Source organism: Streptococcus australis (genome assembly GCF_901543175.1).
GTDB classification, from domain to species: Bacteria; Bacillota; Bacilli; order Lactobacillales; family Streptococcaceae; genus Streptococcus; species Streptococcus australis_A.
The window spans coordinates 1,834,285-1,847,067 of sequence record NZ_LR594040.1; the positions used below are offsets into that span (position 1 = coordinate 1,834,285).

At 42.5% G+C, this 12,783-nt stretch carries 13 protein-coding genes; 4 read left to right on the forward strand and 9 right to left on the reverse strand.

Going from position 1 to position 12,783, the window contains the following annotated elements:
• Positions 1–3 precede the first annotated feature (3 nt).
• The 4 genes from FGK98_RS09445 (at position 4) to FGK98_RS09460 (ending at position 2,860) form a co-directional block, all read left to right on the forward strand.
• On the forward strand, positions 4–330 hold the full coding sequence (locus tag FGK98_RS09445) for a PadR family transcriptional regulator (protein WP_084852814.1): 327 nt from the start codon (positions 4–6) through the stop codon (positions 328–330).
• A complete protein-coding gene (locus FGK98_RS09450) occupies positions 317–910 on the forward strand; it encodes a DUF1700 domain-containing protein (RefSeq protein WP_138100947.1) in 594 nt (197 codons plus the stop codon). The genes FGK98_RS09445 and FGK98_RS09450 overlap by 14 nt, the downstream gene beginning before the upstream one ends.
• The gene (locus tag FGK98_RS09455) at positions 903–1,835 is read left to right on the forward strand and encodes a DUF4097 family beta strand repeat-containing protein (protein ID WP_138100948.1); all 933 of its coding nucleotides are present in this window, start codon (positions 903–905) and stop codon (positions 1,833–1,835) included. The genes FGK98_RS09450 and FGK98_RS09455 overlap by 8 nt, the downstream gene beginning before the upstream one ends.
• A gap of 62 nt (positions 1,836–1,897) precedes the next feature.
• Positions 1,898–2,860, forward strand: coding sequence for a DUF6574 domain-containing protein (locus FGK98_RS09460; RefSeq protein ID WP_138100949.1), 963 nt, complete (start codon positions 1,898–1,900; stop codon positions 2,858–2,860).
• Between the two features lie 62 nt (positions 2,861–2,922).
• On the opposite strand, the gene FGK98_RS09465 is transcribed toward FGK98_RS09460, so the two are convergent.
• The 9 genes from FGK98_RS09465 to FGK98_RS09505 all read right to left on the reverse strand — a co-directional run bounded on the left by FGK98_RS09465 (position 2,923) and on the right by FGK98_RS09505 (position 12,696).
• Positions 2,923–3,783: a DUF4299 family protein gene (locus tag FGK98_RS09465; protein ID WP_138100950.1), complete on the reverse strand. Its 861-nt coding sequence runs from the start codon at positions 3,781–3,783 to the stop codon at positions 2,923–2,925.
• Positions 3,784–3,903: 120 nt separating this feature from the next.
• Positions 3,904–4,890 carry an oxygen-dependent tRNA uridine(34) hydroxylase TrhO gene (gene trhO, locus FGK98_RS09470; protein WP_001030012.1) on the reverse strand — a complete coding sequence of 329 codons (987 nt, stop codon included), beginning with the start codon at positions 4,888–4,890 and terminating at the stop codon, positions 3,904–3,906.
• Between the two features lie 131 nt (positions 4,891–5,021).
• Positions 5,022–5,318 (reverse strand): bacteriocin immunity protein, encoded by a 297-nt coding sequence (locus FGK98_RS09475; protein ID WP_171011139.1) that lies wholly within the window; start codon positions 5,316–5,318, stop codon positions 5,022–5,024.
• Positions 5,319–5,372: 54 nt separating this feature from the next.
• Positions 5,373–6,062, reverse strand: a complete 690-nt coding sequence (locus tag FGK98_RS09480; RefSeq protein ID WP_138100952.1) for a CPBP family intramembrane glutamic endopeptidase — start codon at positions 6,060–6,062, stop codon at positions 5,373–5,375.
• 234 nt (positions 6,063–6,296) lie between these two features.
• A complete protein-coding gene (locus tag FGK98_RS09485) occupies positions 6,297–7,781 on the reverse strand; it encodes an ABC transporter substrate-binding protein (protein WP_138100953.1) in 1,485 nt (494 codons plus the stop codon).
• Positions 7,782–7,888: 107 nt separating this feature from the next.
• The gene (locus tag FGK98_RS09490) at positions 7,889–8,809 is read right to left on the reverse strand and encodes a carbohydrate ABC transporter permease (RefSeq protein ID WP_000818290.1); all 921 of its coding nucleotides are present in this window, start codon (positions 8,807–8,809) and stop codon (positions 7,889–7,891) included.
• Positions 8,810–8,822: 13 nt separating this feature from the next.
• Positions 8,823–9,752, reverse strand: coding sequence for an ABC transporter permease (locus tag FGK98_RS09495; RefSeq protein ID WP_138100954.1), 930 nt, complete (start codon positions 9,750–9,752; stop codon positions 8,823–8,825).
• Positions 9,753–9,952: 200 nt separating this feature from the next.
• On the reverse strand, positions 9,953–11,833 hold the full coding sequence (locus FGK98_RS09500) for a beta-N-acetylhexosaminidase (RefSeq protein ID WP_138100955.1): 1,881 nt from the start codon (positions 11,831–11,833) through the stop codon (positions 9,953–9,955).
• On the reverse strand, positions 11,827–12,696 hold the full coding sequence (locus FGK98_RS09505; protein WP_138100956.1) for an ROK family protein: 870 nt from the start codon (positions 12,694–12,696) through the stop codon (positions 11,827–11,829). The genes FGK98_RS09500 and FGK98_RS09505 overlap by 7 nt, the downstream gene beginning before the upstream one ends.
• Positions 12,697–12,783: the final 87 nt, after the last annotated feature.

Consider the following 12,783-nt stretch of genomic DNA (forward strand, 5'->3'; position numbering starts at 1 on the left):
CCCATGTACTTCCCAACATCCTCTGCCCTGATTGAGTTTCTCATCTTGGCTGTACTGGAGCAGGGGGATTCTTATGGTTATGAGATTAGCCAAACCATTAAACTCATCGCCAATATAAAAGAATCTACGCTCTATCCCATTCTCAAAAAATTGGAAGCCAGTGGCTTTCTAACCACCTACTCTAGAGAGTTTCAGGGGCGTATGCGCAAATACTACTCCTTGACCAATCGGGGCGTAGAGCAGCTCATTACTCTAAAGGAAGAGTGGACGCTCTATACCGACACCGTCAACGGCATCATAGAAGGGAGTATCCGCCATGACAAGAACTGACTATCTGACTCAGTTAGAAACCTATCTCCATAAACTACCTGAAGTCGACCGCATTGAAGCCATGGACTACTTTAAGGAACTATTTGACGATGCAGGTCCAGAGGGCGAAGAGGAGCTCATTGCTAGTCTGGGAACACCAAAAGAAGCGGCTCATGATGTCCTCTCTAACCTCCTCGACAAAAAAGTTAATGAGGCACCAGCTCAAAAGAATGACCGCCAACTGCTACACATTGCTCTACTTGCCTTACTAGCAGCCCCTATCGGAATCCCTGTGGGAATTGCAATTATCTTAACCATTATCGGGCTTTTTATCGCAGCTGCCTCCGTCATTCTAGCCTTCTTTACCGTCTCTGTGACAGGTATCCTGCTGGGCGGACTCTTTATCGTAGAAAGCTTTAGTGTCCTAGTCGAAGCCAAATCTGCCTTTATCTTGATTTTCGGGGCTGGTTTGCTTGCTATCGGTGCTTCTTCTCTTGTTCTACTAGGTATCTCCTATGTAGCTCGTTTCTTTGGCCTCCTAATCGTCCGCTTGGTACAATGGATTCTTAAAAAAGGAAAGAGAGGTGACAGACATGCGTAAATTGACGAAAGGATTTCTCATTTTTGGTGTGGTTTCTACAATCCTTGGTTTTATCATGATAGTTGCAGGTGCCCAGTCCAATGGTATTCAAAGTTTGCTTGCCATGTCAAAAGACCCCGTCTATGACAATCGCACCGAAGAAGTAACCTTTGGAAGTGAAGTGGAAAAACTTGATTTGACCCTTGAGGAACATAGCCTAACCATCACAGAGTCTGTAGATGACAAGATCCATATCACCTATCATCCGTCAGTGTCTGGCCGTCACGATCTAACTACTGGAATGAGTGACAAAACACTGAGCGTCACTGACAAACAAGCCTCCCAACATCGTTTTCTCGGTTCAGGAATCGAAAGCCTACTTCGTATCGCCAGCAACTATTCTAATCGTTTTGACGAAGTGGTTCTCTCCCTACCTAAAGGAAGAAAGCTGCAAGCTATCACCGTCTCAGCCAATCGTGGACAAACTAATATTCGTCAAGCCAACCTTGAAAATGCAACCATCAAAACAAAAGGCTATCTCTTAAGACTAACAGAAAGTTCTATCAAGAACAGCACATTAACGGCACCTCATATCATCAATATCTTTGATACCGAATTGACAGATAGTCAGGTCAAGACGGAGGGAGCACACATCTATGCTGAAAATATCCAAGTTCACGGCAAGGTCGAGCTAGAGGCTTATTCAACTCTACAACTCATTCTCTCCCAGAAAGAGACCGACCGTATCAATCTAGAAATTTCTTCTCAGCATGGTGGTATCTATCGTCAACCCAAAGAAGAACATCGTGGACAAAAAGAGAATGTACTTGCCAACCCTTATAAAACGGAAAAAGCAGATATCAAGGACTTGCTCATCATAAAAGCCAATCAGGATATCTACCTCCCCAAGGAAGAAGAGTACTCTGCTCCACCTAGCAATCATTGACAAAAACGCTTTCATCTGCTAATCTAAAAATAGAAAACGACCATAAAAAAGGAGGTTCCACCATGACACAAGAATGGTTTGAAAGCGTCGATCTTGAGAAGAAATCAGCTCAGTCGAAATCGGAAATCCAACCCGACCAACCAGAGACTTCGGAAACTGTGGAGACCGAACCACAAGCAAGCCAAGAAACACCTGTCTCACCTAAAGAGTTGGAAACGCATGAGGAGGAAACTCCCCAAATAATCGAAGAAACCCAAACGGAGGAAGAGGGAGAAGGGAAAGCTGAAGAGGAACACAACCAAGAAAACCCTGCAAAAGAGAAAAGTATTCTCAGCAAGGCTTTAGAAAGTCCCTATATCCCAGATATTGACCCTCGTAAAACAGCCCGATTAAAAGAAGAAATCGCACTATTTTGGGCTTGGCTACTGGATGCTATCCAAGAACCAACTGCCAGCAAGACTACGGACCAAAAGCATCGTTACAGTGTCTTTGCCCTACTCACCTTGCTGTCGTCAATCAACCTTTTCTTTAGTATCTATCATATCAAGCATCTCTACTATGGCTATATGGTCTCTATTGCTAATAGTTCTCCTAACCAGCTCCCACCTTTAGATCTCTTTGCTGGACTTTCTATCTTGGTCGCTAGCGCTCTATTTTACTTTTCCATCATTTTGGGAGGCTTTACTGTCCGACGTGTGCTGGATCAGGAGAGTGACTTCACATTCCAAGAAGCCTTTGATCGGTATAGCAGACTCTTTGCTATCCCACTTGTCCTAACAGCTCTAGCAAGTTTCTTTGCACTCTTTGGTGGCTTACGATTTGCTGGCATCCTCACTCTTCTAAGCATGACCATATTTGCCCTTGGCAATCTCTTTGTGATTAGCAAGCCAAGTAAGACCAGTAGCCTCGACCCATTTTATCGATTCCTGCTAGCTGTCTTACTTGATGGCGCTATTCTCTTACCCTTCTTCATTGCAGAGCTTGCGCTGACAGTTGACTACCTTCGCATCCTGACCTTCTTTTAACCAAAATCCCTGCCATTTGTTAATGACAGGGATTTTTATGCTTACTCTTTTTTAAACAAGGCCTACTCGATAGTTGCCAATCCTTCAAAATCTTGTCCTAGGATGGGTTGTACTTCTAATTGATTAGCATCTAATTGCTGGTAAAATGCTTTTGGTAGTGACTCTAGGAATTTTGCATAATCCAAGCGAGCGATGGCTTCATAATCTTCTGCTTTTGAGCCATCACCAGAAATCTTCACTAGGTCAATCTCCCAAACAAGCTCCTTGCCTGCCAGCTGCTCGGTATAAGGAGCTGGTACAACGGGTTCCTTTGGCAAAATCGTTTTGACTCCCTGGGCTAGGTGATAGATACCGTGCACCTTGCCTTGGGCATCTGGGTAAAATTTCACACTGGCAAGGTAGGCATCAGAGCCTTGAACCTTCTTGACCAACTCTTCAAAACGTACCAATCCATCCTCTGCTAAAAAGCTCTCGAGGTATCCCTTGTTGAGATAGATAGGGGACAAGAGCCCTTGGCAATATACTAAACGAACCGCCTTATCCGCTAAATATTGCTTGACCGTTTCTCGGAAATAAGCTTCAAAATCAAAACCATCTAGCCCTTCTACCGCTTCCCTCAACTTGCCAGATAGGGCCTGGAGGAGAGTCTCTACAATCTCCCAGTCCACTCTAGTAAGGAAATCTGGAATCACCACTTGATAACCTTTTCGACTATCCGCATAGTTGACCTTGAAGAGAAATTGCGACTGGCCTACAATCCCACACTCGATATACTCGAGACGATTGAGGGGCTGACGGAGATAGACCGCATCATAACTGTGTGACTCCAAGCCCTCTACCAAGGCCAAGATGGACTTGGCAGTCAAAACCTCCTGTTGCCCTAGAATGCTTTCTTTATTTGGGATAAAAAATGTTTTTGCCATAATTGGCCTCCTTTGAAATCGTTTACATACAGTATAACCTATTTTCCTGAAAGATACAGAAACAAACTTTAGATTTTTAGATAAAAAGCATAGAAAAACAGCCCCTGAAGGCTGTTTACTTTATACTGTAGCGACTTGATCCAAGCTTTCACCGATAGCAGCTAGGCGCTCGATCACTTCAGCTTGTGTCAATTCATTTTCTGAAACATAGCGGTTACGTGGGTGAACACGGCACTCGTGTGAGCATCCACGAAGGTACTTATCTTCATTTTCTTCTGATGTTAGGATACGACGGTTACAGAAGGGATTTCCACAGTTGACATAACGTTCACATGGGGTTCCATCAAACCAGTCTTTCCCTACGATAGTTGGGTTGACATGGTTGACATCAACGGCGATACGCTCGTCAAAGACGTACATTTTCCCATCCCAAAGTTCACCTTGGACTTCTGGGTCTTTACCGTAAGTTGCGATTCCTCCGTGCAATTGGCCAACATCTTTGTAGCCTTCACGCACCATCCAGCCTGAGAATTTCTCACAGCGAACTCCACCTGTACAGTAAACCACGACACGTTTGTCCATGAATTTTTCCTTGTTATCACGGACCCATTGTGGCAACTCACGGAAGTTGCGGATGTCTGGGCGGATAGCCCCACGGAAATGTCCTAGGTCGTACTCATAATCGTTACGTGTGTCAAGAACCACTGTATCTTCGTCAAGAAGGGCTTCTTTGAACTCTTTTGGAGACAAGTAAGCACCTGTTGTTTCAAGTGGGTTGATATCGTTGTCAAAATCGTTGTCTTCCAAACCAAGGTGGACAATCTCTTTCTTGTAGCGAACAAACATCTTCTTGAAGGCTTGTTCATTTTCTTCGTCAATCTTGAACCAGAGGTCTTCCATGCCTGGGAGGCTGTGAACGTAGTCCATATATTTTTGAGTTGTTTCGTAGTCACCTGAAACTGTTCCGTTAATTCCTTCATCGGCGACTAGGATACGGCCTTTAAGACCGATTGATTTACAGAAAGCCAAGTGATCTGCCGCAAATTGCTCTGCGTTTTCAATTGGAGTATAAAGGTAGTAAAGTAAGACACGAATATCTTTTGCCATAAGATTTGTTCTCTTTTCTATTCTTAAATTTTCAGAATTTTTCATTCAACTATACTAGTATACCCACTTGGGAAAACGAATGCAATTTATTTGACCGGAAATTGTAGAGGGAGGCTCATTCCTGCATTTCATTAGTAGCCATAGCGAATAGCAGATAATTCTCTCAATTTTTTGATCTGCTCGGCTTGACTTTCTGACAAAATCAACTTATTATCAATCAACACACGTGAGACGTCAACGTTCATTTGACTCAATATAAACGGAGTAGAGGTCCCATCGTCCTCTAATCGTCTTTTATAACTCACTAACTGATTTTTCAAGGGAGTTAGTTGAGGCGCAGCCTTTATATCTTCCAGTAGATGATCTATGATAGTCATTGCTTCACAACGCCTTTCGCTTCCTCCTACAAACCATTTTAATGGTGTCATTCTCATTTTCCTCCTTAAATTGAAAAACTATAATTCTTACTCTCGCGCCAGTATTTACCCAAACACCCTATGTAAAAAAGTCAGCAGAAATGGTAGGGTCGCTACAATATTATTAATCACATGCACCACATAGGATGGATAAATGCTCTTGGTATAGCGGGTCAAACCAGCAAAAATGATTCCAAATGTTGTAAAAACGAAAATATCTAACAGACTAGGCAGACTTGAAAAATGAGGAAGAGCAAACAAAATGGAAGGAAGAAGCAAATCAAGGCCAAATCGCGAATGTTTAAAGAAAGCATGTTGCAACAAACCCCTATAGATCAATTCTTCCATCAGTGGCACTAGAAAAAACAGAGTTATATAGATGCCTAGCTCAGCAAAATTGGTTTCACTATAACCAATCAATACGGCCCAACCTTCAGCAGTTGACTGAACATGTTTAGCTGTCTGAACGTTAAAAGAAATATGGAGCACTGCCACTAATACTGTCAAAATCGAATACCAAAGCCATTTTTTTCTTGGAATGTGAAAAAGATAGCCATGGCCTGTCTTAACCAGAATCCAAATCATGACTCCGCTAAATAGCAAACTCAAGATATTTCGAATCCAGAAAAAATTTCCTACCTGAGAAGAAAATTGCCAATAATTTTGGACGATAAGCGTTAGCTGAGAAAGGCCAAATACGAAAAATAAGTAAGACAAGACTGCACTTATTTTAAGTAGAAGCTGATACTTTTTCATGTGAATTCTCCTTTGTAAACTCGAGACATCTCTAATATAAGCTATATTCCCCCAAATCCTTACTCCAAATCCTAAATAGTGCTTGAGCTTTCCTGAATGGTTAAAATAAGGGAAATGGGAAAACAGGAATATCTATGTCTTTGTCTCAAAAAATCACTACCTCCCCTAGAAAACTAGGGAAGGCAGTGATTACATTTTTAGGAATTAGGAATGAATACACGAAATCAATTTGTCTTATGATTTTTTGCTTTTCAAGAATTCGTCGTATTGTTTTTGCATTTCATCCAATACTTTTTGGTATGCACCTTCAGATTTCAATTTTTCCATCAATTCTGGAATAGCTTTATCTGGGTCTACAGTACCAGTGTTGATAGCTGTATCGAATTGTTGCATTGTGTTAGTGATTGCAGAGATTTCTGATTTCACGCTATCAGTGTTAAAGATGAATCCAAGTGCTGGAGATTCTTTAGCTTCTGCCAATTGTTTCTTAGAATCTTCGATTTGTTGGTCTGTAACGTTTTCGTTGATGTAAAGGATCCAGTTGTTACCAGTGTTCCATCCACCCATGTGAGTGTTTCCTTTGTATCCTTCAAGGACACGAACACGGTTTTCTTTACCTTCAATTTTCTCCCAGTTCTTGCCTTCTGGACCGTAAACAAGTCCGTTCAAGAGTTCAGGGTTAGTGTTCAAGAGGTTCAAGACTTCCATTGATTTTTCTTTGTTCTTAGAGTTGTTTGAGATAACAAAGTTAGCAACTTGAGTTGTTTGGTTTTTCTTGATGAAGTTAGTGAATGGTTTGATTTGGATGTCTTTGTTAGCTACACGAGAGAGCAAGCTGTTACCGTAGTCAGCTGGTCCTACTGTTTCTTCACGAACGAACCAAGTGTCTTGTTGAAGGTCAAATGAAGTGTCGCTTGTTGCTACGTCTTTTGGAATGTATCCTGCTTCGTAGAATTTGTGAAGAGTCTTCAAGTGTTCTTTGAAACGAGGAACGTCGTAACGGTTTACGATCTTAGTAGTATCCCCTTCAAGGTCGATAACGAATGGAAGTCCGTTTGCTACTGGGTAGTCAAAGTTTTCAGAAGGGATGAAGTTCTTAGTAACTGCAAATGGTACTACATCTGGAGCTTTTTCTTTGATTTGTTTCAAGACTGGTTCAAGTGTTTCGTATGAATTTACACCTGAAATGTCGATACCGTATTTAGCAAGAAGAGTTCCGTTGAAGGCAAAGTTTTGTGAAGATGCAACGTTAGCTGCAACTGGAACAGCGTAGATCTTGCCGTTTACAGTGTTCCCTTTGATGTAAGCAGGGTCAAGTGCTTTGTAAAGCTCTGCTCCTTCTTTCTTGTACAATTCTGTCAAGTCTGCATAAGCACCTTTTTGCGCGTTTACGATGTAGTTATCTGCAAAAGCGATATCGTAGTTTTCACCTGATGATGTGATAACGGACATTTTCTTACCGTAGTCACCCCATCCAAGGTATTGGATATCCAATTTAGCACCAACTTTTTCTCCGATGATTTTGTTTGCATTTTCTAGCAATTCATCCAAGTTATCTGGTTTATCACCGATTTGGTACATTTTGATAACAGTCTTATCACCTGAAGCTGAGTCAGCAGCTTTTTTATTGTTACCTGAAAGGTTCCCACAAGCAGCAAGACTTGCAGCCAAAGCTACTACGCTAGCAGATGCGAAAGCATATTTTTTCCAGTTTTTCATGATAAAAACTCCTTTTTTTATTTTTAAACTTATAAACGATTTAATGATTTTAACTTCAGCCACTAAGATGAAGTTGGGAAGAGAGAAACGGTGTTTCTCAGCAAGTCCTATTCTTTCACACCACCGATGGTCAAACCTTTTACAAAGTAGCGTTGGAAGAATGGATACAGAATTGCAATCGGAAGTGTTGCAACCACAACCATGGCCATACGTCCTGTTTCCTTTGGAAGAGCGACTCCCAGTTGACCAGAAAGGCCGACTGCTTTGGCAATGTAGTCCATATTTTGTTGGATTTGCATGAGCAAATACTGTAATGGATACAAGTTGTCACTCTTGATGTAAAGAAGGGCGTTGAACCAGTCGTTCCAGAAACCAAGAGCTGTCAACAGCGTGATGGTTGCGATACCCGGTAGCGACAATGGTAAACAGATTTGGAAGAAGATCCGGGCTTCACTAGCACCATCGATACGAGCGGACTCGAGAATGGCTTCTGGAATGGTCTTCTTGAAGAAGGAACGCATCAAGATGATGTTAAATGGTGAGAGAAGCATTGGAACAATCAAGGCCCAAACTGTGTCACCCAGTTGAAGCAAACGAGTTACCACGATATAACCTGGTACCAAACCGGCGTTGAACAACATACTAAGTAGGACGAAAATCGTAAAGAATCTGCGGTACTTAAAGGTTGTCCGTGAAATGGCGTAGGCATAAGTTGTGGTGATAAAGACGTTTGTCAAGGTTCCGACTACTGTTACAAATACTGAGATAAAGAGCGCTTGTAATATCTTATCTTTAAACTGAGCTAAAAACTCGAAGCCATCTAATCCAAACTGTGATGGGAAAAAGCTATATCCATGTTGAAGGATGCTCTTTTCATCTGTGATGGAAATCATGATGACAAAAATAAAGGGCAAGATACAAGAGAGAGCAATCAATCCAGAAATAATACTGAAGAAGATATCTGCCTTCTTACTGAAGGAGTGAATGCCGACATTATCAATTTTTGCTTTTTTAATTTTTTCCGCCATGCTTTCCTCCTTTCTAGAATAGTGCTGAATTTGGATCCACTCGTCTTGCAAGCAAGTTTGATAGGATAACCAGTATCAAACCGACAACGGACTGATAAAGACCAGCTGCTGACGCCATACCAATGTCCGCTGTCTGAGTTAAACCATTATAGACATAGACGTCTAGTACATTGGTTACATTGTAGAGCTGACCAGCATTGTGAGGGATTTGGTAGAAAAGACCGAAGTCTGCACGGAAGATGTTTCCGACTGCAAGGATGGTCAAAACAGTTATCAGCGGTGTCAACTGTGGAATCGTTACATTGCGAATCCGTTGCCACTTGCTAGCCCCGTCCACTGTTGCTGCTTCATAGTAGGTAGGGTCAATTCCCATGATAGTCGCATAGTACATGACACTGCTATATCCGAAGCCTTTCCAGATACCTAGGAAAAGGAGAAGATATGGCCAGATACCCAAGTCTGCATAGAAGTTAATTTCCTTCAATCCAATGGTTTCCAAGAAACGGTTGATCACCCCTTTGTCGATGTTTAGGAATGCATCTGTAAAGAAACTGATGATAACCCATGACAAGAAGTAAGGGAACAACATAGACGTTTGGAAAATTTTAACCATTCTCTTAGAGCGGAGCTCGCTGAGGATGATGGCAATTCCAACCGACACAATCAAACCAATAAAGATGAATCCAAGGTTGTAAAGGACGGTATTTCGGGTAATGATAAAGGCATCTTTAGAACTAAACAAGAACTTAAAGTTATCGAGGCCGACCCACTTACTATTCATGATACTGTGGATAAATCCTTCACCACTCATATGGTAGTCTTTGAAGGCGACCACATTTCCAAATACTGGGATGTAGAAGAATAGAATCAACCAAAGTGCCCCTGGTAAAACCATCAAGAGAAAAATCCAGTTATCTCTCAAGGTCTTTGAAAACTTTTTCATAATTTCCTCCCATTTTATTCCTAAAAACTGATTTCATCGAATTTTTAGGTTTGATAACGATTACATTATTAGTATACTCCTATTTGGAGGCTAGTTTAAACTACTAATTATAGAAAAAACTCCACAAATTATTTTATGTGGAGAAGTTTTTTATAAGAAATAGGTTTCACGAGAAACCCTTTGCCACAGACAGGGTGTTTTTAGGTCGTATAAATCGTCGAAGCTGTCGCAATGGTGTGCCACTGGTTGGCTGTTGTGGCCGCAAAGTCCTTGTCTCCATAAAAATCGTTAAATGGAAGGATTTCGACCTCTAATTCTTCGACGCGGTCAATTTGACCTGCCAGATAAGCCTCGATACGACTTTCTGCTCGCTTGATGCGTTGTAAGAGTCCGCCCATACGGATATCCACTGTATCCAAGCCAAAGACCTTGTTTTCTTTCAACCATTGGTGGCTAAAGAGTTTGTGGAAAGTTTCAATCTCACTTCTGAGTTTTGGTAATTCTTCTATGGCGATTTGCTGCAAAATGACTTTGTCACCGGCTTTGTAAGCCTGACGAAGTCGACGCCCCACATCAACTTTAGAGCTTAAAATCTGGTTCAACTGAGCCTGTGTTTCAAAGAGATAAGCGTAAATTCCTGCTTTTCCTTTGATTTCAGAAAGAGTCTCCACAGCATGAGCAAAGTGAGGTTTGTCTTGTTCAGGTGTCATGTGTCGGTCAAGGGTCGGACAGAGAACATCCTGATAAAAGACATAGCGGTTGGGATTGATACCACTGAGATTGTCTGGTAGATCTGGCAAGAGGTTGGCTAGGTCAATCTGCATAAAGTCCTCAACAGATAGACCAGTATTGGTTTTGAAGTGTACAGACAAGCGGTCTAGGTCATTGCGATAGCTGAGTTCTGCCCAGATTTGCAAGCTTGGTAGGATAGAAAACTGAGCTGTCTCACCGCCATTATCTCCCCAACCAGTCACGATGACTTCTTTGATGTCATTGGCACGGCAGGCTTTGTTGGCCTCAATAGCTACTAGACGACTGAAATGGTTGTGAGGCGTAAAACCAATCCATTTCCAGGCCCCACCTGCAAAGGCGATATCTTGGCTAATCTTGTGGTGATTGCGGAAGTTACGGTTGTATTTTTCTTCGCTATCCTGGTAATAATCCCAGTAAACCAAGGTCACACGGTCTTTGAGACGGTCTAAATAAACGCGAGTTTCCTCAGGAATTTCCACATCACGGTCGTACTGGCCATCTGCTGACATGAGTTTAAAAAACATATCGCTCCACATTTGGCAGTGGAAACCATACTTATCGGCAATATCCAGCACGCGCTCCAAGTGTTGGCACATGAGGAGACTACGGTCCACAACACCGTTTAGAATGAGGTAGCGTCCCAAACCAACCAAGTGGGCTTCGTCCATCCCGATATTGACCTTGCGAGTCCGCAGTTTAGACAGAGTAGCAAACATGCCGTCAATTAGGTCGTAAACTTTTTCTTCGCCAATGAGGAGGATATCTTCTACATCACGGAGCTCTTGCACTTCTTTGACACCCCATTTAACGAAGGCTGACAAGTGGGCCAAGGTCTGGATGCAAGGCACAAAGGTCATGTCAAACTGCTGGGCATAGGCTTCGATTTCCTGCAACTCCTCAGCCGAATAGGCTCCACGGAAATAACCAAAGTAGGGTTGCCCCTCGATTTGATAAGTGTCTTCCATGTAGAGCTCAAAAGTTGAGTAGCCCATGAGAGCCAGAACTTCAATCATCTGTTTGGCAGAAGCGACATTTAGCACTGCATTTCGCGAACAGTCTGCCATGTAGGCCAAATCTTCGTAAGCAGCCTTTTCTTCAATCTCTACCTTATCACCATCTGCTAGAGCTGTTGCCAACAAGGACAAGGCGCGATACAATTGGTGCGGTTTGCGATAAGTTAGTTGATAGTGGCCTCCCTCACCCTTGATAGAGATAGAGGCTTTATCAGACTGAGCGACTGCTACCTCTACATCTGGTAGGGAAATGTGCTTTTTAAGCAACTCTAATGCTTGCTCTTGTTTGGGACTAAGTCCTGTAAAAATTACCATTGGTTTTCCTCCTGCAACCAGTTGACAAGGGCACCATAGAGATTGGCATCTGCATGATAGGTGCAAGCTTGGATAACTGGTGCGACCGTGTATTCTTCGTAGGTTTCGACAAATGCATCGACAGCTTGTTTGACACCCTGGATAAAATCTAGATTCTGACTAATAGAGCCTCCCAGACTAATGACATCTGGATCGATGAGATACTGGATATTGAGCAAGCCTTGAGCCAGATTACGGTTCATACGCTCAATGGCTTCTTGGCAAAGGGCATTCCCTGCTGCAGCTTCTTGGTAAATCTTACGACCGTCCCAGTCAGTCTGACCAGATTTTTCAATTACGTAGCGGACCATGTTTCCTGTAGAAGCCAGTAGCGACCAGTTGTTGAGTTTTTCAGCTGGTTCAATGGTTGTCATATAGCCAAACTCACCACCTAAGCCGTGGCGACCTCGGTGAAGTTTCCCATTGATAATCATAGCTCCGCCAATCCCTGTCCCAATCACGACACAGGCTGCATTTTCAATCTCTGGGTGAGCCAGCAATTCACTCAGTCCAACACAGTTGGCATCATTTTCGAGATGGACAGGTAGCTGATGATGAGTAAGAGCTTCATACCAAGAAAAGCCATGGATGTAAGCTACAGCACTGATTCCCTCAATCACACCTGTTTCTTGATTGACCGCGCCTGGAACACTCATGGCAATGCCCTTATAATCTTGCTCCGACAGACGTTGGTCTAGCCAAGTCAGTAAATCATCCAAATTTTCTGGTGTCGGTGTACTTGTCTTATCTAGTATTTTTCCATCAGGAGTCAGACTGGCAAACTTAATCCCAGTCCCTCCGATATCAATGGTTGCAATCGTCATATTTTCACCAAAAAAGGGGCGAATCAGTAGTTAATCCTTACTCTTTCGCCCCTCCTTTCTATCTCATAGTATTAGTTATAGAATACT